This is a genomic window from Hyphomicrobium sp. B1, from assembly GCF_049532635.1.
Classification (GTDB): Bacteria; Pseudomonadota; Alphaproteobacteria; order Rhizobiales; family Hyphomicrobiaceae; genus Hyphomicrobium_B.
On record NZ_CP134871.1, the window covers coordinates 457,373 to 483,203 of the forward strand.

The following is a 25,831-nucleotide window of genomic DNA, read 5'->3' on the forward strand; positions in this document are numbered from 1 at the left end:
TAGACTCAATCCGGAATATCCGGTTCGATGAGTTTCGCAAGCTGCTCCAGCGACTGTTGCCACCCGAGATAACAGGCTTCGACCGGAATGACGGCCGGCAAGCCAGATTGCTCAATGCTGACGTCCGTCCCGACTGAAACGGCCTTCAGCACAACGGTGACATGAATGGTGCCGGGAAGATTGGGATCGTCGAATTTATCCGTGTAGCGGATGAGCTCGTTCGGAACGAGTTCCAGATATTCCCCGCCAAACGAATGCACTTTTCCGCTCGTGAAGTTCTTAAATGACATTTTGAACTTGCCGCCCACCTTTGCGTCCATCTGCGCGACGTGACAGATAAAGCCGTAAGGCGGCAGCCAACGCGCCATAGCATCGCCATCCAGAAATGCCCGATAGACCTTCTCTGGCTTGGTGGCAAAGACACGATGCAATCGAACGGTATTTGTGGCTGCTGCAGTCGCTTTCTGCTTGTCCGACACAACGCTTCTCCCTTTTTCGCGGTCGCGGCAAAGCCGTTATCGGCTCCGCTCTGTCTTCAAGACGTTTGCTGCGCCGCCCATCCGACAACAGGAATGGGTGATTTTTTTGGAATGTTCATTCGCAATCCGGAGCGACAGCCCTATACCCGATGCCGTACCGCTTTTTTCTATTGAATATGTCGGACTGATAGGTGTTGAGACGTCCTGGAAGCGAACACAGAGGAGACGCCATGCTCTACACACTGCTTTGCTATAATAAAGAAGACGTCGTCTGGTCCTGGAGCAAGGAGGAAGACGACGCCGTGATGGGGCGGCTGAATGTAGTTCACGAGAAGCTCGTCAAAGAAGGCAAGCTCGGCCCCGCGCTACGACTCTTGCCGACCACCACCGCGACCACACTGCGCGGTCCCGACATGGTTATTGACGGCCCGTTCGCCGAAACCAAAGAGCAGCTCCTAGGCTTCTACGTCATAGACGTTCCCGACCTCGACGCAGCGTTGACGGTTGCGCGTGAACTCTCTGCGGCCAATCCGACGAGCGTCTATGAAATCCGTCCTGTAGCCCTCTACGTGCCTGAAGCGCGAGAGAACGCACCGAAGGATCGCATCAAAGCCTATTGATATGAGCCAGGTCATTCAAGATCCGACATGGATAGACAGCACACTGACCGCTTGTCGCCCGCAGGCGATCAGTGCGCTTCTTCGTTACTTTCGCGATATGGACACGGCCGAAGAAGCCTATCAGGAAGCCTGCCTTCGCGCGCTCCGCAATTGGCCTCGAAACGGCCAGCCACGCGATCCGGTCGCTTGGCTGATCTTGGTTGGCCGCAATGCGGCTCTCGACGGCACCCGTCGCAAAAGCCGTGACATAGCGTTACCGCCTGATGAGATGATCTCCGATCTTGGCGATGCGGAAGCTCCGCTGATTGAACGGCTGGATGACTCGCATTACCGAGACGATGTCTTACGCCTTCTCTTTATCTGCTGCCATCCGGAGCTTCCCGCGACACAACAAGTTGCGCTGGCGCTTCGTATCGTTTCGGGCCTCTCCGTCGCACAGATCGCACGCGCATTCCTTGTCAGCGATGCTGCAATGGAGCAACGCATCACGCGCGCCAAGGCTCGAATAGCGAAAGCCGACGTACCGTTCGAAACGCCAGGGCCGGTTGAACGATCCGAACGTCTCGCGACCGTCGCAACGATGATCTATCTGCTCTTTAACGAAGGCTATACGGCGGGCAACGACCCTGCCCGCGCGTCTCTATGCGATGAAGCCATTCGCCTGGCACGATTAATTTTGCGACTCTATCCGACAGAACCGGAAATCATGGGGCTGACGGCGTTGATGATGCTGCAGCAATCACGTTTGCGCGCCCGGTTCGATGACAAGGGCGAAGCAGTCCTGCTGGAAGATCAGGATCGAAATCTCTGGAACACAAAATTGATCAACGAAGGCGTGGCTCTCTTGGACAAAGCCATGCGCCATGACCGTCCAGGCCCCTACCAGGTCCAAGCTGCCATCGCAGCAACACACGCCCGCGCCGGCAGCTTCCAGGAAACCGACTGGCTGGCGATCGACGGTCTTTACGCCGCCCTCGAACACATGCAGCCTTCGCCCGTCGTCACGTTGAACCGCTCCGTGGTAGCCGCAAAACTTCGCGGACCCGACGCAGCTCTTGCCATGATCGAGCCGCTCGAGAAACCGTTGTCCGGGTATTTTCATTACTTCGGCGCCCGCGCCGCTTTTTTATTGCAACTCGGTCGAACGGCGGAAGCACGCGCTGATTTCGATCGCGCTATATCTCTGGCCACGACGCCAGCTCAGGCGGCTCATATTCGCCAGCACCTGGACCGGATCATCCGTGACGCCGAATGATTTTTTTATCCACCCTGTCGGATGACGACCGGAAGCACCGTCCTTGAGGTGCGATCAAGACGGAGGAAATCATGACCGAAAGTGTCAAGGCGCCGGTAAAAGGCGGCGCCATCGTCTATTTATCCATAGATGGCGCAGTGAAAGCAGCGGAATTCTATCAACGCGCGTTTGCAGGCACCCTGGCCGCGCTCGTCCCGCCCGACGAGCAGGGAAGGACAATGCATGCCCATCTCTACATCAACGGTTCGTCCGTGATGCTCAGCGATTTTTTCCCCGAGCACGGCTATGCGCCGGTCCCGCCCGCAGCCTTCAACATTACGCTCGCCGTCGATAACACTGACACATGGTACGAGCGGGCAATCGCGGCGGGCTGCACTTCGAAAGTTCCCATCTCGGACATGTTTTGGGGCGACCGGTACGGCCAAGTCCAAGACCCATTCGGCATCGTGTGGGCCATCAACGGACCCGTAAAAAAGTAATGTCATCAGGAGAGCTGCAATGAAAAACTACCTTGCCGTCTTCTTCGGAAAATCGGACGCGATGGAAGCCTGGAAGGCGCTGCCGGAATCGGAGCGCAAAGACCGCGAGCAAGCCGGCATGGCGGCGTGGCACAAATGGGTGGCCGATCATAACGGCGTCATATCCGAAATGGGCTCGCCGCTAGGAAAAACGAAGCGTGCGGACAAGAACGGCATGTCGGACACACGCAACGAACTATGTGCCTGGACGGTGGTTAAAGCCAATTCACAGGAAGAAGCAACGCGCCTGTTCCTCAACCACCCTCACTTTACGATTTTCCCCGGCGACCACATCGAGGTGATGGAGTGCCTGCCGGTTCCGGGGATGGCGTAATAGCTCCGCTTCGGCCTATCCATCGCAAAATCTTCGAGGGCGCGTGATATCTCGCGCCCCCGTCAATCTCCTACCACCGCTATTATGGATATAACCCCCGCGCCTCTCGAGCAGCCAGGATTCGCTCACAAGCCACGATATAAGCGGCCGTTCGTAGCGAAACCTTATTGAAATCCGCGCATGCCCATATCTTGCGGAAAGCTTCAACCATAAGCGTATCGAGTCGCGAATTGATTTCGTTCTCGCTCCAGAAAAAGCTCGAAAAATCCTGGACCCATTCAAAGTAGCTCACCGTCACGCCGCCGGCGTTACAGATGACATCCGGCACCACGAGAATATTGCGGTCGGTAAGAACATCGTCGGCATCAGGCAGGGTCGGTCCGTTGGCGCCCTCAAGCACAAGCTTTGCCGTCGTCCGGCGCGCGCGCTCGGCCGTCAATTGCGATTCCAGGGCCGCTAAAATCAGAATATCGCAGGGCGTGTTCCAGAATGCATCGTTAAGGTCCGGCGATCCGCCAATCCCTTTTCTCGACGGCGCGCTCATCATCAGCGCGGGAACGTCGATCCCCGCTTCATCGATAACGGTGCCCCACTGATCCTGTAGCGCGACCACCTTTGCACCATTGAGAACGAAAAGCTCCGCCGCGGACGAACCGACGTTGCCGAAACCCTGCACGCAGACCCGCGCGCCTTCGAGGCTCAAGCCCATACGCGATGCCGCTTCGCGTCCAGTAACGAAGACACCGCGTCCCGTTGCCTTGACGCGCCCCAGCGAACCGCCAAGATGCAATGGCTTTCCCGTTACGACACCTGACGCTGTAAACCCGACCTGCATCGAGTAGGTGTCCATGATCCATGCCATAACCTGGGCATTGGTATTGACATCTGGCGCCGGAATATCTTTTTGCGGGCCGATAATGATGCTGATTTCGCTGGTATAGCGCCGCGTAATCTTTTCCAGCTCGTTGTCCGACAGCGCAAACGGATCAACGCGAATACCGCCCTTTGCCCCTCCAAATGGCAGATCCATCGCGGCCGTCTTGATCGTCATCCAGGCAGCGAGTGCCATTGTCTCTTCCAGCGTAACCTGCGGATGAAACCGAAGGCCGCCTTTGCCAGGCCCGCGCGAAAGATTGTGCTGCACGCGAAAACCTTCGAAATGACGGACGATGCCATCGTCCATTTCGATAGGCACGTCGACAATCATCGTCCGCTTGGGATGTTTGAGCGTTTCCACCCAACGAGCCAAACTCTTGAGATAGGGCGTTACGCGATCGACCTGGGCAAGATACGTTGCCCAGGGGCTTGGAAATGAAGACTTTGCATATGACAACGGCGGCGACGTCTTTTCTGTGATGTTGGTCATGCGCTTCTTATCGCTGTTATTTGAAAGATGAATGTCCCTTATTCGATGGGCGCAAAACATGACGTGGCTGCGCCGGAAATGCGCCGCGGCCACTCACCGCAAAAACGTGCGATAGCTGTCCGAGCTAGCGGCCCGCAAGCGCGATATCGCGAAGAACCGCTGCCTCGAACTGCACTTCGTCAACTCGGTGTTTCAGAACGTCGCCGATACTGATGATGCCGACGAGATGATTATTCTCGACCACTGGAAGATGTCGGACACGCCGTTCCGTCATCAGATGCGTCACGTGCGCGATCGTATCGCCGGGAGAACACGTAACGATTTCGTGCGTCATGAGAGCTGATATAGGCAAAGCCAGAAGCCTGTTTTCGTTGGTCGCCAAGGCGCGCACCACATCGCGCTCAGAAATGATCCCATCCAACGCTTGGCCATCTCTGCTGACGACCATTGCGCCAACCCCCTCGGCCCGCAGCATCTGTACGAGCTTAAGGATCGTGTCGTCCGGCCGAACGGTCAGAACATGCGCATTCTTTTTTGCTTTGAGGATACTTTGAACAATCATAGCCATAATCCTAAAAATTGCGGTTTGGCCACTCACACCCCCGAATCTATCACTGACGACGTGCCTGTGCAGGGCTAATTTAGTTGGATGCCATGTCTTAAAGGCGGGGAAGGAATGCCGGAAAAATCGACAACGGTCGCCGACTACCTGATCGAGCGACTCAAACAGGCTGGCCTTGAGCATGCCTTTGGCGTTCCCGGCGATTATGTCTTGACGTTCATGGATCGCTTGATCGCATCTGGCGTCGACCTGATCGGAACCTGTAATGAACTTAATGCGGGCTATGCCGCCGATGCTTATGCTCGCATCCGCGGCATCGGTTGTATCGTCGTGACATGGGGCGTCGGCGGCTTCAGCGCCATGAATGCCGTCGCGGGCGCTTATGCGGAACAGGTTCCGCTCGTGGTCTTGGTCGGCGGACCGCGCACAAATCAGCGCCGCTCCTCAATGCTGCTTCATCACGGCGTGGGCGAATTTTCGACAATGCAACATGCCTATGCACACATCACAGTTGCGTCCGTTCTGCTCGACGATGCTGGAGACGCGCCCCAACTCATCGACCGTGCGCTTGCCCGCTGTCTCTCTGAGAAGCGCCCGATCATGATCGAAATTCCCGTCGATATCGTTGATCAGCCCTGCGAGCCCTCGAAACGGCAGACGCCGTCCGGACCACCCGTGTCAGATCCAGACTCATTGAACGAAGCCCTGGACGAGGTCATGGCCCTGCTCGCGTCGGCGAAGCGGCCGGTCATTCTCGGTGGCGTTGAGCTGCATCGCTACGGCCTGATGCAACAATTCATGCGTCTCGTCGAAAGGAGCAAGCTGCCGGTTGCAACGACCCTCCTCGGCAAGACCGTCATCTCGGAACTTCACCCGCAGGCAATTGGAGTTTACGAAGGCGCCATGTCGCGAAAGGATGTTCGGGCAATCGTCGAAGCCAGTGACGTCCTGCTCTGCATCGGCGCGTGGATCAGCGACATCAATTTCGGCGTGTTTACCGGCAAGCTCGAAGGCCGCCAATTGATCCTCGCAAATTCCGGTCGCCTGAAGATCAGCCAACACGTCTACGAGCAAGTATGGATCGGCGACGTGGTGACCGGCCTCGCGGATCGCATGCCGGCCCACGGGTTGCCCCATCCCCCATTCGAAAGCGTAGCCAAACGTGAGGCCAAGCCATCGATTGCGCGCCGCGGAGCCAAACTCACGGTCGACAAGGTCATGAGCCGCGTCAACGATTATATCTGCGACGACACCATCGTCGTTGCCGAGACCGGGGACAGCCTATTCGCCGCTGCCGACCTCGTCATGCATCATGATGTTGGCTTTATAGGGCAGGCGTTCTACCTGTCGATCGGCTACGCCCTTCCTGCCGTCCTCGGTGCATCGATCGCTGCCCCGAACCGCCGCGTTCTCGCTCTCATCGGCGACGGCGCGCTGCAAATGACGGTGCAGGAATTATCGTCGCTCTGCCGACGCAACATTCCCGCCGTGCTGCTGATCATGAACAATGACGGCTACACCACCGAGCGCGTCATTCACGAAGGCCCATATAACGATATTCAGCAGTGGGACTATCACAAGCTGCCGGATGTCTTCGGTGGCGGCTGGGGGCGTCGCGTCGAAACCGAGGAAGAACTTGAGGCGGCATTGAGCCAGGCGAGAAGCAGCAACGATGGCCCCGCCGTCATCGAAATCATGCTCGACAAACTGGATATGTCGGACGCCCTGAAACGCCTCGGCGCTGAACTTTCACCTGATAAAAAGCACAGCCGATAATAGGCGTCTCGCCTCGAAACCTTGCCTTTGGCCCGAGCGCAGAGCCTGAAGAGACACGAAGCGTTCCGACTGCCTAACCCGGCAAGCAAAGACTTGTCAGAGCTTCTGACGGAATGACGGCGCTCGCCAAGCCGAGTATCGCAACAATCGTCCCCGCTGCCGTTCTGAGACGCGGCCAAGAGAGCATACTCGCACCACCTACGGCCCGCGCCGATCCATACGCAGCGAGGCTGACCGCCGGCATCGTCGCAATTGCGAAACCGCCCATGAACAACGCGCCATCGGTCCCTGATCCACTGACCATTGCCATCATCAAAGCGTTGTAGACCATGCCGCACGGTGCAAATCCCCAGACCATGCCGGACACCACCGGCAAACCTTTCGTCATCCGTGCAGGTAGCCGCCGACGAATGCGCTCATGGACAGCGGGGACCGCCTTAAAAAGACCGTATCGCGGCAGAATGCCGGCAATCGACAGCCCTACTGCAACGACGAGCGCGGCGGCCATGATACGCGCAGCTGCCTGTAATCCGGCAAGATGCATCAAACTCGCAAATGATGAACCGACCGAGGCGACCACCGCTCCGCCGAGCACATACGTCAGCGTGCGCCCGGCTTGAATGCTGGCAAGTGCGCGCAACTGCAATCTCTGCGCGGAAGAGCTGGGCGCCGTCGCCAACAGCAGCGACGACGCAATGCCACCGCAAACGCACGAGCAGTGAAGACTTCCCGCGAGCCCCACGACGAACCCGCCGGCCAACAAAGCTGTGCCTTCCATCTGTCAACCTCCTCGTCCCAAAAAGGACTGGACCTCCAACGCCGCTATTTGCCGGTGTCGGCGTAGCAGCTCGCAGCGTTGACGACGGGTGGCAAATTGATCGCCGGATTTCCGTCAAAGAATCCTGACGGCATCAATTTGAATCCAGCCGAAATGCACGGCTGTACGGGAAAGTCTTCTGGCCGAACCGAATGGTGCAACCCGAACGTATGCCAGAGCACGATATCCGTGTTCTCGATCGGGCGGTTCTTCGCAACGAAAGACTTGATACCTCCCGATCCGTCCGAATGATTCATGAATTCGCCAGCAGGGAAACGCTCGGTCGGATCGTATGCCGAAACCCAGACGTGGTTTTGCGTGAAGGACGCGCGCTTGCCCGAAAACGAATTCGGCGCAACGAACGACGTCAGGCAATCCGGGGCATCGAGCTTGTATCCGACCGGCGTTCCAGCACGATTGAATTTGTTTGGATTGATAACCTTCCAATAGCGCTGCGTAACGAGATTTGCGGTCCGTGCGGCCTCGCCCTCCGTCTTGATGAGGGTCTCCTCTTCGTAGAAGGCGTTGCCGTAGGGGTTCTCTCCGTCTTCCTGCTCGGCATAGGTATTGCACTCGACAAAGCTGTTCTTGTCGCCATCGACGCACATCTCAAGCCGCGCGCAGAGGATGTGCTGATGGATCTGCCCGACGACGCCAGGCGCAACTTCGCGTCCGTATTTTCCCGGCTGGCCGGGAATGCAGGCCGTCGTGTTGATAATGCCGGTCGCCTTGAGTTCGAATTCGATCTTGCCGTCGAGGAAGAAATACCAGTACAGCGCATACTCATAGTTGCCGACCGTGCAGATCGACGAAATGACGAGCTTAGCGCCGCGGCGAATTTCAAACCGTTCCGTGCGGAAATCGGTATGCTTCCAGAGCAAGCCTGAATCTTCTTCGTGAATGCAGATCGCCTTTTTAATCGTCCACGGCTCGCCATCGCGCGTATTGAGATGCGCGTCGAGATACTTGATGACGCCGAGGCAATCGCAGCCGAGTTCCAGAGAGTTCGCGAGCTTGCCGATCCCGTACTCGCCGATATCGAAGACGTGCTTACGGAAGTGCCCGGCGTCCGGCGAACCATAGGGCACAGTCATCTCGACGATAGATGCGCGCCGAAGGATAGGTCGCCCGTTGAAGCTGATATCGTGCAGCGTCAGCGACTCGCGCGTATTGAACCCGATATTGAGCGCCCAATTACGCCACGTCAGACGACTTCCCTCGATTTTGAAATTCACGCCTTCCGGCTGGACGACATTGATCGGCTTTGCAGGCGGCTGGAACTCGTCGAAGAACTGGTGCTCATAGTTGTATTCTGCCATCGGGATCGGCGTAACGCCGTAATCGTCGATCCGAATGACCTCACCGCTGTTGATGTCCACCACAGCGTTGAGGCCTTCTATAGGATGCGCGTAGAAGTTCTCGAACTCCCGGAGCCGAAGCCAGCAAAAAACATGGCAGAGATGGCGCCCTTCCTCCCCCGGAATATCGAAGCTCCCCGCCGACCACGGATCGACACACACTTTGCCCATGTCGGTAATGCCGCGCTTGGCACACGCAGCGATGAATTCCGCATTGCCGCGAACAATGTCCTCGATAGCCAAGAACTGTTCGAGTTGTATCATTGGCCGTTTGTCGGGGCAGTCTTCGCTGAACAACACCTTTCCTGTATCGAGAGAAACGACGAACTTTGTAACGCCGATCGTCTCGGAGCTTGAGGCGTTGACTGCCGCACGCCGCTCGACTGGCTTACATTCGGCATAAGCCTTGAGTTCATCCTTTGTCGGCTCGTCCAATCCGATCGACTCGAAGCATGTCTTCGGTCCGTATGGCGCGACGGCCTTGACGATCCCAGCGGCATTCCGGATCTCATCGGGCGATAACGGATCCAATGGATGCCGGACCAACGATGACTTTTCCAGCACGGCCGTCGAGCAACAGCTTTCTGACATGATTAGGCTCCCGAGTGTTGCAATGCGCTCTGGTTGGTCACGCACTTTGGCCGAACGACGCTGCTTCAACAGCAGCCGAGGCGACGCCCTATCAGGGCAATCGTCCTTTCTCGAAAGACCCTAGCCAGCGCCATACGGACTGTAATTGATAGTTGGCGCCAAAAAGCGAATCTGTCCGCTCAGAAACCGTTTGCTGCGCTCATCTGGAAACCACCTCCGCACAGAGATTTCACGTTCAAAGGTGATCTGACGTCGCCGCAAACGAAGTGGTACGCTTCTTGCGATGCTGTCCCACTCAACGGCGACACTATGGGATAGAGTTGCATGCCTTCATCGGGCGTCATCGCGGCATCGATCATCAACGGAGTTCTCTCTACGATCGATCGCCGGAGAATGGACCCGGAGACGATTTCCGCGCGCGTCGGCATAGCAAACGATGGGTTGTTTGGACGCTCGCCTTTTCTTCCGCTCTCAGCCTTCACAACAATGCTGGAGATGGCGGCAACTCAAACGAACGATCACGCACTTGGCATGAAGTGGGGAAAACTCTTCAATATTCACGACTTAGGAGCAGCCGCCCAGTTATATCTCACCGCCCGCACCGTCGGCGAAGGGCTCACCAAGCTTTGTGAGTATTTTCCCACCTTCCAGGGCGGAACGCACTGCGCGCTGAACGTCAGCGGCGACACTGCACGCCTGACCTATTCTATTTTCGACAGAACCGTCTCGCATCGCGTCCAGGATGCGAATTTCTCAGAGGCTGTCTTGTGCTCGGTATTGCGCGCGACTTTGGGCAAGGACTGGGAGCCGCTATGCCTAGAGTTCGAGCATTCTCCTGGTGCAAATCTCGCCAGTTATCAGGCGCATTTTCATTGCCCACTACGTTTTGGCGCTCGTTATAACGCTATATTGTTTCCCCTCTCGGAGCTGAGCCACCCAATACACTCATATGATCGCATGCTGCACCACCGCTTGGAGAGTGAGCTGTCCGACTGCCTAAGATCGCAAGAACTTGAACTCGATCTCAGCAACAGCGTCAAGGCATGGATCAACGCCAGACTATGCTGCGTTAAGAGCATCGACATCCAGGACGCGGCCAGCGACTTCGGCATGAGCGTCAGAAGCTTTCAACGAAAGCTCGCCGATGCTGGCCTGAATTATGCAGATCTTCGCAACGCCGTGCGAACGGAAATCGCGAAGGCGATGCTGGCGTTCACCGATCGCACCATTCCGGAGATCGCGTTCGATCTTGGCTATAGTGAAACGAGCGCATTCTCACGAAGCTTCAAAAGCTTCACCGGCTCGACACCAGCCAAATACCGAGACGGCGCCGTTCGCGCGCGAACGTCCTCGGGAGAAAGAGCTTCTTTCATGGCGCCGACGAGCGCCACAAGTCACTGATTGGATGAGATAGCGCTAAGCCTTAGACGCTGACGCAAGTCCTTTGCCGCGCGAAGCCACGACACCGATCACGATGAGAACAATTGAAAATGCAATCACTAATGTCGCGACGGCGTTGATCTCGGGCGTTGCCTCGCGGCGCAGGATAGACCAAAGCGCCATCGGCAAAGTATTTTCGCGGCCGGTCAGTAGGTATGTAACCGCAATCTCGTCGAACGAGATCGAAAATACGATCAGCATCGTACCGAAGATGGCGGACTTCAGGTTCGGCAACGTCACTTTAAAGAACGTCTCGATCTGCGAAGCGCCAAGATTGAAGGCAGCCTCCTCCTGGCTCCGACCGAGCTGCTGCAGACGCGCAAAAACTTCCGTGACATAGATGCAAGTCAGAGCCGTACCTTGGCCGAGCATGATCGTATTGAGTGATAGCCGAAACCCGATCGTGATGTAGAAACTCAAAAGCGCAACACCGGTAATGACACCGGGAAGCACAATCGGCAGCATCACGATCCGCCGGAAAGCGGCTTTCCCCGGAAACTCGTAGCGGTCCAGCGCAATCGCCGCTGGCAGGCCGATGAGCATACTCAGAATGACCGTTCCGATGCCGACATAAACGGACGCGCCGATCGACCGCATCAGCGTTTCGTTCTCGAGAACCTTCTCATACCAGGAGAGCGTGAAGCCGTTGAACGGAAGCGCGGTAAACTGGCTAGCATTGAATGAAAAGAATGCCATTACGAGCAGCGGCGCATAGAGAAACAGCAGCACTGCTCCGGCCAGACCTGCGACAAGGGGTTTGTTTCCAAATGCGCGCATTCAATTTGCTCTCGTCCGTTCTAGAAGCGCACCTGAAATTGGTGCTCAAGGCGATGAGCTAAGGCAATCAGCCCAAGCCCCAGGGCGATAATGACCAGACCGATCGCCGCCGCCATCGGCCAGTCGTAGGCCGCGCCCAGCAGATTGATAACGATATTGGATATCATGATGGAATCCGCGCCGCCGACGAGCGCGGGCGCCACGAAATCTCCAAACCCCAACGAGAACGTGATGACGCCGCCTGCGATGATGCCCGGAATGCTGATCGGCAGAACGATCTTGCGGAAGATCTCCATACGCGTCGCACCCTGGTCGAGCGCTACTTCGATAAGGGACGTCGGGATGCGTTCGAGTTGAGCGTAAATCGAAAGCACTGCAAATGGCGTGAAGATATAGGCGAGCGTCAACGTCACGCTGAACTCGTTATAGAGAAACAACGTCAGCGGATGATCGATTATACCGAGCCCGAGCAGTGAGGCGTTGATGAGACCGCCTGTTCCGAGAATGGTTTTCCAGGCGTAGGCCTTGACGAGATAAGACGCCCACCACGGCACGATTACCAGAAGATAGACGTAGCGTTTGGTCGCTTCCGAAGCATGAAACGCCAAATAGAACGCCAACGGATACGCAACAATCGACGACAACACCGCTGTATAGATGCCGATCTTCGCTGATTTGAGCATCACGCTGAGATATGGCTCGGTTGTAAAAACCCTGACGAAATTCGCCAGTGAAAAGCCCGGCTTGAAGACGACGTAATCGACCGATCCCAGACTGTAATAGAACAGCATGCAGTAGGGCAGGATCATAAAGACGAAGAACCAAGCCGCCGGAGGCAAAAGCCAGAACAGCATGCGCGCGCGTTCGATCTTTTTCGCCTTCAGCGCGCCTGGGCTGATCTCGGCGGCCGTCTCCAAGACGGCGCTTGAAGTCGTCATGACGGAAGCTGCAGTGTCATTCATGGATCAAGCTGCCAACACGCGAATATCATCCGGTAGAACGGAAAGCGGCACGACATCGCCGATGCTGGCCTGCGCGCCGGTCGTTCGATCATGCACGCTTATCCGACCGGCACCGTCCGCAAGCTCGATCACATACTCATTCTTCGCACCGAGGAAGAGACGCTCAGCCACAGTGCCGCGAAGAATATTTCTTTGGTTAGATCCGTCGTCACCGATGGCAACGCGGTCGACGCGGATCATCACGCCGACTGTCTTGCCTGAGATGGTCGCGGCGTTGGCCGGTGCCGAAAGCGTTGCGCCGCCTGCCAAACGGATCTTAGCCGTCGGGCCATCGACGGCATCGACCACGCCTGTAAGAACGTTAGCCCGATCGATGAAGTTCGCCACAAACTTGGAATTCGGCTGGGCATAAACTTCTTGCGGACTTCCGCTTTGGACGATGCGCCCCTTATTCATGACGACGATGCGATCGCTCATCGCCATCGCTTCTTCCTGATCGTGCGTGACGTAAATGAAAGTCTTGTTGAACTGCCGGTGCAGCCGCTTGATCTCGACCTGCATCGCCTTGCGCAGATTGGCGTCAAGAGATGCAAGCGGTTCGTCGAAGAGAACGACCGCCGGATCGGTGATGAGCGCGCGCGCCAGAGCCGTGCGCTGCTTCTGCCCGCCGGAGAGTTGATGCGGCATTTTCTTGCCGTGATCGGCCAACTGCACGAGGCTCAAGTATTCATCAACCCGCGCACGGATTTGCGCCTCGGTGTAACGGCCTCGCATTTTTTTGAGGCGGAGACCAAAGGCAACGTTTTCTGAAATCGTAAGATTGGGAAAGAGAGCGAAATCCTGAAACACCATCCGCATGTCGCGTTCCGACGGCTGCGAATATGTTATGTCTTCGCCATCGATGCGAATGGTGCCCGTGTCCGGCATTTCGAAACCCGCAATGCAGCGCAGCGTCGTTGTCTTGCCGCATCCGGATGAGCCCAGAAGGGTGATAAACTCACCCTTCTGGATCGACAGGTCCACACCATCGACTGCTGCAACGTTCGAAGTTCCATACGTCTTGCGAATACCGATGAGATCTATGTAAGCGGCCATTCGCGCACCCTCTTGATCGCAGCTTGGACAGAGTAAAATGGGTCGTGGTTATTGCGCGGCTTTGACCTGGTTCCAGATTTCCAGATACTTCCCGCGCTGTTTCACCGGCTGCCACCAGCTGACGGTCTTCAGCGTCTCCGGATTCGTCATGCCGAGTTCTTCAAAGGACTTCTTCTGATCGTCCGGAAGGAAATCGACCATCTTGCCGTTCGAATATCCAAATCCCGTAACGGCGTGTCCGAGAGCTTGCGCCTTCGCACTCGACACGTAATTCAGCCATTTGTAGACGCAGGCGTTGGATGAAGCGCCCTTCGCAATCATCCAGCTATCGCTCCAGCCGCCCCGTCCTTCCTTCGGAACGACGTCGATGAGCTTGCGGTCGCCGCCGCGCAGCTTAACGAGCGTTTCTTCCCATGCGTTGCCGCCGATGACTTCCTTGCCTTGGAGCAAGGTTGTCATCTCACCCGCTGTCGTCCAATATTTGCGAATGTTCGGCTTGAGCTTCAGAAGCGCTTCTTTGACCTTCGCTAGCTCCTCGTCATTCATGTCGTAGACGTTCTTGATCCCGAGATAGCGCGCAGCCTCGTAGAGCGTCTCGATATCATCCCACATCGCGAACTTGCCGGCATACTTGGGGTCCCAAAGAAATGCGAGGCTGGTCGGCGGCTCCGATACGGCAGTGGCATCAACGACGATGCGAATGATACCCCAGGCATAGGGAACGCCGTACGTCTTGCCATCTTTCGACAGCCACGGCGGCGATTTCAGCATCGGGAAGAAATCGGCCTCCGCTGAGATCTTGCCGGGATCGATCGGATCGACCAATCCAGCATCAATCAGCTTCATCGTCGTGTCGTTGGAGGGCGTCACGAGATCATAAGTGCCGCTGCCGGCCATCAGCTTGGCGAAAATTTCGTCGTTCGTTCCGACATAGACAGCCGAGACGTCGCAGCCGCTTTCCTTTTTGAAAGGCTCGACGAAACTCGCGTCGGCGTAGCCCTCCCAAACCAGCATGTTTAGGCTATCGGCAGACGCGACAGAGGCGCCAAAAAGTGACAGCGCCGTGACTGCTCCGAGCGTTCGCGACAGACGTCGGACCAAGCCGCCACGATTTTCCGAGAAATTTTTACGTTGCGATACGCGACGACCTTCCGGCATGCGTTCAAACTCCATCGTTTGCGAAACCGAGCACAGCTCACGCTGAATGGGACTGACGAATAGTGCCCTGGCTCAAGCCAACGCCGCGCGCGCTCCTAGCCGACAGCCTGGAAAAACCTATCCAGGTCAGACTGGGAAGTAATTGACAGTTCATGCCAAAGTTTTCAGCGGCTTATTTTGCAGCCGCCAGGCTCGCGTGCGAATAGCGAGGCCGCTATCTCAGGAAGCGCCTGAAGCTCCACATGGAGAGCGCAAACAGCACACAGCCGATACCAAGCAGCGCTGCGAACTGCGGCCAGACGACGTCAAATCCCGAGCCGCGAAACAGCACTGACTGAGCAAGAATGATAAAGTGCGTGTTCGGAGCGGCCAGCATGATATCCTGAATGATGGCCGGCATGCTCTCGCGAGGCGTCACGCCGCCTGACAGAACCTGCAAGGGGATAAGAACAAGAATAAGCAGCATACCGAATTGCGGCATCGTCCCCGCCATCGTCGCCAGAAAAACGCCCAAGGCCGTCATAGCGAAAATATCCAGGGCAGCGCCAACGAGGAACAACGGCACCGAGCCGTTGACCGGAACCTGCAACAACCCCTGCACGACGAAAATCAGCGACATGCTCGACGCCAGCAGCACGACGAAGCCCATCGACCAGATCTTACTGACCATGATCTCGAATGGTGTCACGGGCATCACGAGAAGATGCTCGACCGTACCGTGCTCCCGCTCTCGAATGAGAGCGGCGCCGGTCAAAATGATCGACAGCATCGTAATCGACATGATGACGTTCGTTATCGCACCGAACCAAGTCTTGTTAAGATTTGGGTTGTATCGAGCACGCAGCGTCAATCGAACGGGAAGATCACCGTTCGAGCGATAGCGATCGAGAAACTCGCTGATCTCACCTGCGAGAATGGATTCGATATAACCGCCACCCGTAAAGGCCTGCGTCATGCGGGTTGCATCGATGTTGAGCTGTATCGTCGGCGAGCGGCCTGCAAGTAGATCGCGTTGGAACTCGGGCGGAATATCGAGCGCAAACGTATCGGCGCCGGCATCCATACGCTCATCCATTTGCTCCTGAGTGATCAGCCGCGGCACACTGAAGTACGGCGGATAAAATGCAGTGATGATACGGGACGATACGGGCGACTGATCCTCATCGACGATTGCGATCGCCGCGTGATTGAGCGTATCCGGTAACGCCCGCGACGCCGAATAGATCGAAACCGAGAAAGCATAGACGATCAGGATCAGCATCGTCGAATCGCGCATCAATCCGCGCAATTCCTTGACCCCGAGCTGCCAGATGTTCGCGACGCGCATCTTACGTCGCCTGCTTTTTGAGGAAGGCCGCGCCTAGGCCGAACAGGATGGGAATGGCAATCAGCAACGCCAGATAGTCGTTGGCCAAATCGCCAAACCCCAGCCCTTTCGAAAACGTCCCACGCGAGATCGTCACGAAGTAGGCCGCCGGGTAGATCTTGCCGATATAAGCACCGACTCCCTGCAGCGACGACACCGGGTCAATCAAGCCTGAATACTGGACAGCCGGAATCAGCGTTATCAGCGTCGTGCCGAAGATGGCCGCGATCTGGCTGCTCATGAATGACGACACCACCAGCCCCATGGACGTCGCCACGATCACATAGAGCAGCGCTCCGAAGGTGTAAGACAGAAAGCTGCCCGTAAACGGCACGCGAAAGACGAACACCGCAAACGCCGCCAGCAAAACGAAGTTGAGCATTGCGAGCGCTACATACGGAATTTGCTTGCCGAGCAGAAACTCCAGGCGCGTCACCGGCGTCACGTAAAAATTAATGATCGACCCGAGCTCTTTCTCTCGCACCACGCTCAGAACTGTGAGCATCGCCGGGATCATCATGAGAAGCAGCGGAATAACCGCCGGCGCCATCGCGACGAGACTTTCGACATCCGGATTGTAGCGATAGCGCAGCGCGACCTGAAAAGCACCGAGCGCTGATGAATCGCCATAAAGTTCACGCGCCTTCTGCGCCAGCCACTCGGTATGAATCTGCTGGACGTAGCTTGCGATGGTATCGCCGCGCATCGGCATCGCGCCGTCGATCCAGGCGCCGATCTCGACGTTTCGCCCGCGTGCAACATCACGTCCGAACCCCGGAGGAAATTCGAGGACGAGACTCAACTCGCCATCTCCCATGCGGCGATCGAGGTCTTTATAATCGGTGACCGGCGATTTCTCATTGAAATAGCGAGATCCGGCAATCTGCATGGCGTAATCACGACTGATTGTCGTGTCGTCGCGATCGAGAACGGCGAAGCTCAGATTATCGACGTCGAGATTGATGCCGTAACCGATGACGAACATCAAAAGCACGCTGCCGATCGTCGCGAGCGTGGCCCGGAGCGGGTCGCGCCGCAGTTCGAGTGTCTCGCGTCTCATATAGGCTAGCATCCGCCGGATGCTCTGGCTCAATGGGCTCGCCGGTCGAGCAGAGACAGCATGATGACCGGCTGCAAGTGACGTGGCGATCTGGTCGGCTTCAACGGCGCTGCCCGCCTTGCTCCCGATCGCGTCCTGCAGATAGTCGATAAAGGCATCTTCGAGCGACGATGCCTTGCGCTGCTCAACGATCGCGGCCGGCGTATCGCTGACGAGAACGCGGCCGGCATGCATCAACGAAATGCGGTCGCAACGCTCCGCTTCATTCATGAAGTGGGTCGAAACGAAGATCGTCACGTTATCCTTGCGCGAGAGATCGGCTAGGATCTGCCAGAACTGATCGCGCGCAACCGGATCGACGCCCGACGTCGGCTCATCAAGAATAAGCAATTCCGGGGAATGGATCATCGCCACGGCGAGCGACAGGCGCTGGCGGATACCGAGCGGAAGCGCATCAGGCAATGCGTCCATGACGTCGGAAAGATCGAAGCGGCGCACGACTTCAGCAATGCGCGGCGCGATATGATCGGGCTCCAGATGAAAGAGCCGCGCATGCAGATCGAGGTTCTGTGCGACGGTCAGTTCCGAATAAAGCGAAAAGGCCTGAGACATGTATCCAACGCGACGTCGGACGGCCATGTCATTGGGATCGACCTCTCGCCCGAACAATTTCACTGTGCCTTCGCTGGCCGGCAGAAGACCGGTCAGCATTTTCATTGTCGTCGTCTTGCCGCAACCGTTTGAGCCGAGAAAGCCGAAAATCTCTCCTTTGGTAATTCGGAAGCTGACATCATCGACAGCGGTGAAATCACCGAACCGCATCGTTAAATGATCGGCCTCGATCGCGACCTCATCGTCATTGTTTTCTGTGCGCGGCGGAATGACGACATCGACGTGTCCGCGGCGTTGATCTTCCGGCAATAGGGCAATGAAGGCTGCATCGAGATTGGGCGCACTGGTCTTCTTCAGAAGATCGCTCGGCGCGCCCGTTGCGAGCACGTTTCCTGCGTTCATCGCAATCAGCCAGTCGAACCGCGCCGCCTCTTCCATGTAGGCGGTCGCAACGAGAACACTCATGCCTTTCCGGCCGAGACGAATGCCGTCGATCAACTCCCAGAACTGCCGGCGGGAGAGCGGATCGACGCCTGTGGTCGGCTCATCGAGAATGAGCAATTCCGGATCGTGGATGAGCGCGCAGCAAAGCCCGAGTTTTTGCTTCATGCCGCCGGAAAGCTTGCCGGCCGGTCGGTCGGCAAAGGAGGCAAGACCCGTGCTCTTTAGCAGCTCGACAATCCGGTCCTGTCGCTCATGCTGGCCGAGCCCAAAAAGTCGACCGAAAAAATCGACGTTCTCGAAGACCGACAGCGTCGGATAAAGGTTTCTGCCGAGCCCCTGGGGCATATAGGCGATCTGCGGACAGGTTCGTCGGCGATGGGCCGCGTCCCGCATGTCGCCGCCGAGAACGGTGACGCGTCCCTCCTGCATCTTGCGCGCACCGGAAAGGAGCGACAGCAGGCTCGACTTGCCGACGCCGTCCGGGCCGATCAGGCCAGCCATAACCCCCGCAGGGACATCGAGTGTAATAGCATCGAGCGCCAGCGTCTTTCCGTAGCTTAGACTGACATTTTCGAGACGGGCGACGACGGGTACAGGTTCGGCCGGGCCGCTCGTCATTGCACCAGCTTTCCTGCGAGCACCGGCCATTGCGCGTTGGGATCAAGCTTGACGTACGCCACGCCGGGCAGCCCAGTCTTGACTTGCCGGATGTACTTCTGAAGCAGCGCCTTGGGTATCTGCGCCTTTATCCGGAACATCAGCTTCAGCCGCTCTTCTTCCGTTTCGACGCTTTTCGGCGTGAACTGCGCCACGTCGGCAACGAACGTTGCCTTTGCCGGGATGATGTATTGAGGTGCAGCATCGAGCACCAGCCGGACCTCCGCGCCCAGCGCCACTTGTCCCGCTTCCGCCGTGGGCAGGAAGAACGTCATGTAGACGTCGCTGAGGTCGACCATGTTGAGCACCCGTCCCCCCGCCGACAGCACCTCGCCAAGCTGCGCGACGCGATACTGCACCCGCCCGTCTCTCGGCGCCCGCAACGTGCTGTCGTCGATGTCAGCGGTGATGCTGTCGATAGCGGCCTTGGCGGCGTCGACGGCCGCACGCGCGTCAACAACCTGCGCCTCGGCCGAGCTGATTGCCGCCTCGGAGGCCGCAAGCTGAGCCTTTGCCGCCCCGACCGCTGCGACCGCGCCTTCCTTCGAAGCGCGATCGTCGTCGAGCGTCTGCTGTGACACGACGTTCGTCTTGACGAGTTCTGCTGAGCGCTTGAACTTACTCTCTGCGGCATCGAGTCCGGCCTCCCGCTGCGCGACGACTGCAACCTCCGCCGTTTTCTCCGCATTGCGTTGGGTGACGAGACTCTTCGCCGTATCGACCCCGATCTGCGCACGGTGGAACTGCGCTTGGGCCTGTCGCCGTTGCGCTTCGAGTTGAGCGGTATCCATCCGCGCAACGACCTGCCCAGCCGTCACAAAGTCGCCCTCGTCGACGTATATCTCTTTGATTCGCCCCGCTATTTTGCTCGCGATATCGATTTCGACAGCCTCGATGCGGCCGTTGCCACTGGCGATGCCGGGGGGCAAAGCCGAGCTGAAAAATTCTTTCCAGGCGAGATAGCCTCCGACCGCCGCAATCAAGACGATGACGATCAGCGCATCGCGGCCGATCCTTGCTGCCAGTTTTTTGGCTCCCGGACCAAGCGGGTTTGTCCGCAACCAATGGCTCAACGATTTCTGCTCGCCGGCCGCCGGGGGCTGCTCAGTTTGAGACTCACTCATGCGCCCCCCGCAGGAGAACGGCCGGAACGACGACACCGGCGGCCGGACCGATATCGGAGCGGAGCAGTTTCGAGGGATGCAAGAGAACAACCTTTGATAAATGTTGGCGCTGCGATTTAGCCCATGCTGGGATGAGCCACAGCGAAGACTCCGCCCACTAGCTGGCCTGCGCTAGGTCAAGATGCGTTGACCTGGAACAATACAATCGTTCGGGTTCCGTCCCGGAAGTAACCTTCTCTTCGCCGCGCTGAGAGCCAAGCGAATCCCCTTCCGGCTCATCCGCCAAGAGATATTCCCCGATCGGAACGTTTGCCCCCATTGGAGTCACAATTTTTTAGTCGAAGCGGAACAAGATGACGGCGTCCGAGTTCGCCTGTCATCTGCTCCGGAGACGCGACTATGCCCTACTCGTTTTATGCGGTGCTCAACGTTTTGCCGCAGATCGCGGCCACCGCATTCCTGCCGATCGTCGGCATCGCCCTCGTAAGCTACCTGATCAAATCGACCCGCCCACAAGGCCCACAGAAGCCGATCGGAATCGACTGAACCGGGACTGAACCGGTCATTGAGCGGCTGGGACTGTTAGGTCGCGGCGGGTGGCGGCCAATTCTCTACACGTTCGATCGCATCCCCCAGGCTTACTTCCCCACCAGTAATAATGCGTGCCGTGAGTCCGCCGCGGCCGCGAACGGCGTTATAGCCTCCCGGCCCCAAGTTCGCCTCCATCTGGCTGCACGGCGCACACTCGCCACTGACCTCCAAGACAACCTCACCCATCAGAATGCGCCGCTCCTTTAGGGCATTCAGATTGAGCCCGCTCGTGACGAGGTTTCGCCGCAACAGCTCCGGCGAAACGTCCCTACCCATAAATGACGCTATCGCGGCGAGATCCTCAGCGGCAATGAGCGTCACTTGTCGCGGACCGTTCCGCTGCGTCTTGTAGCGATCACCCTCGATCCCTTGACCCGCAACGAAAAGCGCCGATGCTGGAGTGAGCATCGGCGCTTTGCGGGAAGGTCGAAGACCGATCCAAATAAGCCGGCCCGGCCCCACGGGACCGGCCAGTAATTTCGCCAGAATCGATTGGGGAGGCAGCGACTGCACATGCCCCTCCTTTCACCTTAGTTCTTAGGCGGTTCGGCATCCTTCTGAGGCTCGGCCGATTTCGTCAGCTCATTCCACTTATCGCCGAGCTGCTTCTTGAGATCGTCGATCTTCTTCGACGCCTCTTCGGCTTTGGCGTTATATTCGGCCCGGGCTGCGGAATAGTCGGCGTTCGAAAGCTCGAATTCTGTCATGAACGGGCAACCGCCGTGCGACAGGTTCGGCGCTGCATAGCGAACGAGCGTCGTTCCAGGCGTGGCGCCCGGACCGATTTTCATGATCACCGAATCCTTCTCCATGTGGCACTTCTCGCCCTTGGCGATCTTCTTGAGATCAACCGCCACGTACTTTCCGCCCTCGTTGAGCAGCGTCACGTCCATCGCGCTCGGCATGAATGCCAGCTCGACGCCGTTCTCGGCGCTCTCAGCGGCATAAGCAGCCGGAGCAAGGGCCAAGAACGACACGGCGACGAGCAGTGACTTCAGGGTCGTTTCCATATTTCATTTCCTTCCGCTGTCCGCAAACACGGCCAGAACCTTTGACGAACCAGGATGTATTCCCGATGAACAGTTGATGCCACACGTCTCAATGATGCCTCAACCCACGCAAATGGACGAGGTGGTCATGTTCGATGCGCGCACGTACGTTTTACTGGAGCCTCAAGCAGATTTTGCGGCAGCTTTAACAATCGACCCGCAGATTTGTTCCAGACTGTTCTGATAAACATCCAGTAATATTCGCTTGTTCGCCAAAGCCAACTCTTGAGTTGTCTAGCTCAGGCGGAGGCGCCGGTTTCTCAGTGCGCATACGACTGGTAGCATCGCGCTCTGACTGGCCAAACGGAACCGACCGCACACCCAGCAATGGCATTCGTTCGGGCAACCCATGCGCACTTTTCCTCCTCGCCGGCTTGTATGCCTGACCGAAGAGACTGTCGAAACGCTCTATTTGCTCGGCGAGCAAGACCGCATCGTCGGCGTATCCGGATATGCCGTTCGCCCCCCGGAGGTCCGCCGCGAAAAACCCCGAGTTTCGGCATTTACCTCTGCCGATATCCCAAAGATACTCGCGCTCGAACCCGACCTCATCCTTGCGTTCTCAGACCTTCAGGCCCAGATCGCGGCCGATCTCGCGCGAGCAGGGCAAGAGGTGCACATTTTCAATCAGCGCGACCTCGCGGGGATCTTCGCGATGATCCGGACGCTTGGTACACTCATCGGTTGCGGAGACAAAGCCGAAGCCCTCGCCACCTCGCTCGCACAACGGGTAGAAGCCGTCAGCGCCGAAACAGCAGGACAGAAGCATCGTCCGCGCGTCTATTTCGAGGAATGGGACGACCCGCAGATCGCCGGTCTGGGCTGGGTATCCGAACTTATCGAAATCGCAGGTGGCGACGACATCTTTTCCAACCTGCGCCGCAAAGCGGCCGCCAAGGACCGCATCGTATCCGCCGAAACGGTGATTGCCCAAGCGCCCGAGGTCATTCTCGCATCATGGTGCGGTAAGAAGGTACGCCTGGAGACGATCCGCCGCCGGCCGGGCTGGGAAACCATTCCTGCCGTCGTCAACAATCTGGTCTTTGAAATCAAATCGTCACTAATTTTGCAGCCCGGACCGGCCGCACTCACCGACGGTCTCGATGCCATTCGCGCGGCGATGCGACAGGCATTAGTCACATTCAAAGATAACTGAGCAAATTCCGCTAAGATGATTTTTATCAGCCCACGGGAACGGCCGGGAAATCCGGGCGTAGTCTGTTAGGTTGGTGTGGGGGCACCCGAAGTCGAGTTTCAGACTGGTGCCATGTCTAATCGCGTCTACACCTCGCTATTTTATATAGCTCTGATCGTCGGAAGCTCTTGGATAGCAGTAACTGTCGGCGAAGCGTTGGCCCGCGAAGCGATGACCAAATTGGCCCTGCTTCCGTCGCGCGATCCGCGCCCCTCGCGCGTCGAAACCTATCTTGCCGAGCAAAAGCAGGCGCCAGAGCCCAAAGCCGACAAAACGCTGCTGATCCCAACCGCCCCCGTGATGACGGTCGGCGCACTGGCCAAGGCAATGGATGAGTCCGAGCAGATCAACTCAATCGATGTGAGCACCAATGGTCCCGTAACCGATCCGTCGCCGAATGCTGCGGCGCCAAAACCGCGCGTAGCAGGCTGGATGAGACAGGCGCCGAGGCGCTCTCCATCGCTCGCCGAGCACAATGAAACATCGAACCAACTTATCATGCGCACGCTGCGCGCAGGTATGTGATTTCCCCATGCGCCATACAGGCAGGTGGTGGGCACCCGGCGGGGGGAATGAGGGGGATGGCCGGATGCCCACGCTTCAAGCCTCATTCCGGGGGGAGGACATGAGGTATACTGAATATATCAGATAATCGAGAGTAAGGAGTTAACAACTGCCGTTTTATCGAAGAACGATGTTTAAATTGAGCCAGTTATTCGATTTTTCCGCGAACTATATTGCACGAAAGTATGAGCTGATCTGCGCAAGCTGCAATCAAGCATACGCAATTGCAAAACATCCATTCCGAAAGAATTAACCAAGAGCAAAGGGCACGGGCCGATAGGCGCCGTGAATAAGCGAATTCCCACTTCGCTGGCGCGTCAATCACCGCGCGGACGCTGAGCGGCGTCAAAAGCCTCTGGGTCGATTGATGTCGCGGCGATGGGCAGGCGCCCGTTTCGCATCCGGACGGGTCGAAAGCGCCTGCTCCCACGCACGTGCCAAGACATAGAGAAGCACGATCCCAAACGCATAAAGGCTGGCGACAAAAAAGATGACGGACGCTGCATCTTCATCTGGCATTAGGACGGCCTCCAATATCGCGTCCACAGCAACATGGATATTCGGAAAGCTACGAACAAGACGGCGATCACATTGCCGCGGACTTTCAAAATGCCCGCCAGACATCGCGATCAGTCGCCGACCATCACGACAAAAGGAAGTCCCCTTTACGCATTCCCGTTCGCGAACCAGCCGCTGTGGAGACCAATTTGGTCGCCCTTTCTGAGGCAATCCAAATCACGTAGCCTGCGAAGAAGGGAGGATCTTGCCTATGGATGCAAAGCTTGTCTCGCTCTTCCAGCGCGAAGCCACAGCTCGCTTGAACGCAGCGGAGCATGAGCTCGTCGCGTATACCCGCACATGCCGCGGTAAGGTCATCGAGCTACCTGAAATGACCCGGATCAGGCATCTGCGCGACCGTGTCGACCAGGCACGGATTCGGCATCTGCGCTGGACCGCTATCGTCTGCTCGCGGAATCCAGCGTCAACTGACGATCTGCATTCACATTAGGCAGCTCGCCCCGCATTTTGTCTAAATACTGATCAGGAAATTTGAACGCCTCTGATGTAGATTACCGACGTGTGCTCACCGATTCGCGTTCCCAAGGGACGACAGGCGTGACACTGGTCTTCATCGTTTTTATTGGCGCTATTTGCGATTATTATTTCGGTGCTATCGGCGCCATCCTCGGCGCTTTGGTCATCATCGCATCGCTTTCCAAAGCCAAGGCGAGCGTTATCTTTCCCTCTCTGTTGCTGATCGCCATATCTTGGGCGGCCGGCACTTTGTTGGCCGACAGCACCGGCGCCATCCTTGGCGTCATCGCCGCGACGGCCTTAGCCCTCTGGCTCGAAGCGGGCGGCAAGCTTGCTATTCCCGGCAACCGGCGTCCGCAAATATCTTCTCGAGATAGTGCCGGGTCATGACACGAAGCTCAACAAGCGCGCTCGGCCGAACGCCGTTGCCAATCTCCTTCGTCAGCGCACCTATGGACTTCATGTTCTGTAACAGAACTGCTGCCGCGTCCTCGGCCTGACCCTTGCGAAGCTTCGGACAGCGATGGATGAGCGTCCGCGCAATGCGCTTGCGAAGCTCACGGCGAAACTCAAGCCGGCGGGCTGACAATTCTGCTCTGCCCTCCAGAAGCGCGACGATGGTTTGCGTCTCCGATCGCAGATCTCCAAGCAGGTCGAGCAACGCGTCGGTCAACTCGGCAACGGAAAGCTCGCCGGCCCGTTGATCGATCGCATCGAAGAGCGAACCGGCCCTGTCATGAAACCGTTCGATCAGCGCGCTCGCAAGAACGTCCTTGTTGGGAAAAAACCGATAAAGCGATCCGATCTGCGCGCCCGCCCGCGCCGCGACCTCCGCCATCGTCGTGGCGTCATAGCCTTTCTCCGCGATGACAACTGCCGCCGCCTCAAGCAGCGCCGCCACCCGCTCCTGCCCTGGCCGACGCTGCGGGCTCAAGGCGGTGCGCTCTTGCGTCCCTGTTGACTTACTTGAGGCCATCCTCAACTATCCAGAATAATTTGAGCGATGCCTCAAATATCACGAAACCG

The 25,831-nt window shown here is 57.5% G+C and carries 26 protein-coding genes; 10 read left to right on the top strand and 16 right to left on the bottom strand.

Annotated features, from left to right (window positions below; all coding sequences use genetic code 11):
• Nucleotides 1–5: 5 nt before the first annotated feature.
• The gene (locus RLW55_RS02285; RefSeq protein WP_423415444.1) at nucleotides 6–479 is read right to left on the bottom strand and encodes an SRPBCC family protein; all 474 of its coding nucleotides are present in this window, start codon (nucleotides 477–479) and stop codon (nucleotides 6–8) included.
• Nucleotides 480–709: 230 nt separating this feature from the next.
• Here RLW55_RS02285 and RLW55_RS02290 point away from each other — a divergent pair, with 230 nt between their 5' ends.
• The 4 genes from RLW55_RS02290 to RLW55_RS02305 all read left to right on the top strand — a co-directional run bounded on the left by RLW55_RS02290 (nucleotide 710) and on the right by RLW55_RS02305 (nucleotide 3,206).
• Nucleotides 710–1,099 carry a YciI family protein gene (locus tag RLW55_RS02290; RefSeq protein ID WP_409562029.1) on the top strand — a complete coding sequence of 130 codons (390 nt, stop codon included), beginning with the start codon at nucleotides 710–712 and terminating at the stop codon, nucleotides 1,097–1,099.
• A 1-nt stretch (nucleotide 1,100) separates the two neighbouring features.
• The gene (locus RLW55_RS02295) at nucleotides 1,101–2,354 is read left to right on the top strand and encodes an RNA polymerase sigma factor (protein ID WP_423415445.1); all 1,254 of its coding nucleotides are present in this window, start codon (nucleotides 1,101–1,103) and stop codon (nucleotides 2,352–2,354) included.
• 71 nt (nucleotides 2,355–2,425) lie between these two features.
• On the top strand, nucleotides 2,426–2,833 hold the full coding sequence (locus RLW55_RS02300) for a VOC family protein (protein ID WP_409562027.1): 408 nt from the start codon (nucleotides 2,426–2,428) through the stop codon (nucleotides 2,831–2,833).
• A 19-nt stretch (nucleotides 2,834–2,852) separates the two neighbouring features.
• Nucleotides 2,853–3,206 carry a hypothetical protein gene (locus RLW55_RS02305; RefSeq protein WP_013946064.1) on the top strand — a complete coding sequence of 118 codons (354 nt, stop codon included), beginning with the start codon at nucleotides 2,853–2,855 and terminating at the stop codon, nucleotides 3,204–3,206.
• 82 nt (nucleotides 3,207–3,288) lie between these two features.
• Here RLW55_RS02305 and RLW55_RS02310 read toward each other — a convergent pair whose 3' ends face one another.
• Entirely contained in the window at nucleotides 3,289–4,572 is a 1,284-nt protein-coding gene (locus RLW55_RS02310; RefSeq protein ID WP_423415446.1) for a Glu/Leu/Phe/Val family dehydrogenase, read from the bottom strand.
• A gap of 124 nt (nucleotides 4,573–4,696) precedes the next feature.
• On the bottom strand, nucleotides 4,697–5,134 hold the full coding sequence (locus RLW55_RS02315; RefSeq protein WP_409562024.1) for a CBS domain-containing protein: 438 nt from the start codon (nucleotides 5,132–5,134) through the stop codon (nucleotides 4,697–4,699).
• A 114-nt stretch (nucleotides 5,135–5,248) separates the two neighbouring features.
• Here RLW55_RS02315 and RLW55_RS02320 point away from each other — a divergent pair, with 114 nt between their 5' ends.
• Nucleotides 5,249–6,910: an alpha-keto acid decarboxylase family protein gene (locus tag RLW55_RS02320; RefSeq protein WP_423415447.1), complete on the top strand. Its 1,662-nt coding sequence runs from the start codon at nucleotides 5,249–5,251 to the stop codon at nucleotides 6,908–6,910.
• Nucleotides 6,911–6,983: 73 nt separating this feature from the next.
• Here RLW55_RS02320 and RLW55_RS02325 read toward each other — a convergent pair whose 3' ends face one another.
• Complete coding sequence (locus RLW55_RS02325) at nucleotides 6,984–7,688, bottom strand: sulfite exporter TauE/SafE family protein (RefSeq protein WP_423415448.1); 705 nt, start codon at nucleotides 7,686–7,688, stop codon at nucleotides 6,984–6,986.
• A 44-nt stretch (nucleotides 7,689–7,732) separates the two neighbouring features.
• Nucleotides 7,733–9,676, bottom strand: a complete 1,944-nt coding sequence (locus RLW55_RS02330) for a primary-amine oxidase (RefSeq protein ID WP_423415449.1) — start codon at nucleotides 9,674–9,676, stop codon at nucleotides 7,733–7,735.
• A 324-nt stretch (nucleotides 9,677–10,000) separates the two neighbouring features.
• Between RLW55_RS02330 and qhpR the strand changes: the two genes are divergently transcribed.
• The gene (qhpR, locus tag RLW55_RS02335; protein ID WP_409562020.1) at nucleotides 10,001–11,077 is read left to right on the top strand and encodes an AraC-like transcriptional regulator QhpR; all 1,077 of its coding nucleotides are present in this window, start codon (nucleotides 10,001–10,003) and stop codon (nucleotides 11,075–11,077) included.
• A 15-nt stretch (nucleotides 11,078–11,092) separates the two neighbouring features.
• Here qhpR and RLW55_RS02340 read toward each other — a convergent pair whose 3' ends face one another.
• The 7 genes from RLW55_RS02340 to RLW55_RS02370 form a co-directional block, all read right to left on the bottom strand.
• Nucleotides 11,093–11,893: an ABC transporter permease gene (locus RLW55_RS02340; RefSeq protein ID WP_423415450.1), complete on the bottom strand. Its 801-nt coding sequence runs from the start codon at nucleotides 11,891–11,893 to the stop codon at nucleotides 11,093–11,095.
• A gap of 20 nt (nucleotides 11,894–11,913) precedes the next feature.
• Nucleotides 11,914–12,855 carry an ABC transporter permease gene (locus RLW55_RS02345; protein ID WP_423415451.1) on the bottom strand — a complete coding sequence of 314 codons (942 nt, stop codon included), beginning with the start codon at nucleotides 12,853–12,855 and terminating at the stop codon, nucleotides 11,914–11,916.
• Between the two features lie 3 nt (nucleotides 12,856–12,858).
• On the bottom strand, nucleotides 12,859–13,950 hold the full coding sequence (locus RLW55_RS02350; RefSeq protein ID WP_423415452.1) for an ABC transporter ATP-binding protein: 1,092 nt from the start codon (nucleotides 13,948–13,950) through the stop codon (nucleotides 12,859–12,861).
• Nucleotides 13,951–13,998: 48 nt separating this feature from the next.
• Nucleotides 13,999–14,964, bottom strand: a complete 966-nt coding sequence (locus RLW55_RS02355; protein ID WP_423415453.1) for an ABC transporter substrate-binding protein — start codon at nucleotides 14,962–14,964, stop codon at nucleotides 13,999–14,001.
• Between the two features lie 358 nt (nucleotides 14,965–15,322).
• Nucleotides 15,323–16,435, bottom strand: a complete 1,113-nt coding sequence (locus tag RLW55_RS02360; protein ID WP_414461618.1) for an ABC transporter permease — start codon at nucleotides 16,433–16,435, stop codon at nucleotides 15,323–15,325.
• A 1-nt stretch (nucleotide 16,436) separates the two neighbouring features.
• Entirely contained in the window at nucleotides 16,437–19,208 is a 2,772-nt protein-coding gene (gene rbbA, locus RLW55_RS02365; RefSeq protein WP_423415454.1) for a ribosome-associated ATPase/putative transporter RbbA, read from the bottom strand.
• On the bottom strand, nucleotides 19,205–20,371 hold the full coding sequence (locus RLW55_RS02370; RefSeq protein WP_423415455.1) for an HlyD family secretion protein: 1,167 nt from the start codon (nucleotides 20,369–20,371) through the stop codon (nucleotides 19,205–19,207). The genes rbbA and RLW55_RS02370 overlap by 4 nt, the downstream gene beginning before the upstream one ends.
• 399 nt (nucleotides 20,372–20,770) lie before the next feature.
• On the opposite strand from RLW55_RS02370, the gene RLW55_RS02375 reads away from it, so the two are divergent.
• Nucleotides 20,771–20,917 (top strand): hypothetical protein, encoded by a 147-nt coding sequence (locus tag RLW55_RS02375; RefSeq protein WP_013946049.1) that lies wholly within the window; start codon nucleotides 20,771–20,773, stop codon nucleotides 20,915–20,917.
• Between the two features lie 36 nt (nucleotides 20,918–20,953).
• On the opposite strand, the gene RLW55_RS02380 is transcribed toward RLW55_RS02375, so the two are convergent.
• On the bottom strand, nucleotides 20,954–21,370 hold the full coding sequence (locus tag RLW55_RS02380) for an MOSC domain-containing protein (protein ID WP_409562012.1): 417 nt from the start codon (nucleotides 21,368–21,370) through the stop codon (nucleotides 20,954–20,956).
• A 122-nt stretch (nucleotides 21,371–21,492) separates the two neighbouring features.
• On the bottom strand, nucleotides 21,493–21,972 hold the full coding sequence (locus RLW55_RS02385; RefSeq protein ID WP_414461614.1) for a hypothetical protein: 480 nt from the start codon (nucleotides 21,970–21,972) through the stop codon (nucleotides 21,493–21,495).
• Nucleotides 21,973–22,360: 388 nt separating this feature from the next.
• On the opposite strand from RLW55_RS02385, the gene RLW55_RS02390 reads away from it, so the two are divergent.
• A complete protein-coding gene (locus RLW55_RS02390; protein WP_423415456.1) occupies nucleotides 22,361–23,167 on the top strand; it encodes a cobalamin-binding protein in 807 nt (268 codons plus the stop codon).
• A gap of 210 nt (nucleotides 23,168–23,377) precedes the next feature.
• A complete protein-coding gene (locus tag RLW55_RS02395) occupies nucleotides 23,378–23,731 on the top strand; it encodes a hypothetical protein (RefSeq protein ID WP_423415457.1) in 354 nt (117 codons plus the stop codon).
• Nucleotides 23,732–24,115: 384 nt separating this feature from the next.
• Here RLW55_RS02395 and RLW55_RS02400 read toward each other — a convergent pair whose 3' ends face one another.
• Complete coding sequence (locus RLW55_RS02400; RefSeq protein WP_409562008.1) at nucleotides 24,116–24,289, bottom strand: hypothetical protein; 174 nt, start codon at nucleotides 24,287–24,289, stop codon at nucleotides 24,116–24,118.
• 597 nt (nucleotides 24,290–24,886) lie between these two features.
• Between RLW55_RS02400 and RLW55_RS02405 the strand changes: the two genes are divergently transcribed.
• A complete protein-coding gene (locus RLW55_RS02405; RefSeq protein WP_409562006.1) occupies nucleotides 24,887–25,195 on the top strand; it encodes a hypothetical protein in 309 nt (102 codons plus the stop codon).
• Here RLW55_RS02405 and RLW55_RS02410 read toward each other — a convergent pair.
• Nucleotides 25,140–25,781: a TetR/AcrR family transcriptional regulator gene (locus RLW55_RS02410; protein ID WP_409562005.1), complete on the bottom strand. Its 642-nt coding sequence runs from the start codon at nucleotides 25,779–25,781 to the stop codon at nucleotides 25,140–25,142. The genes RLW55_RS02405 and RLW55_RS02410 overlap by 56 nt on opposite strands.
• Nucleotides 25,782–25,831 lie beyond the last annotated feature (50 nt).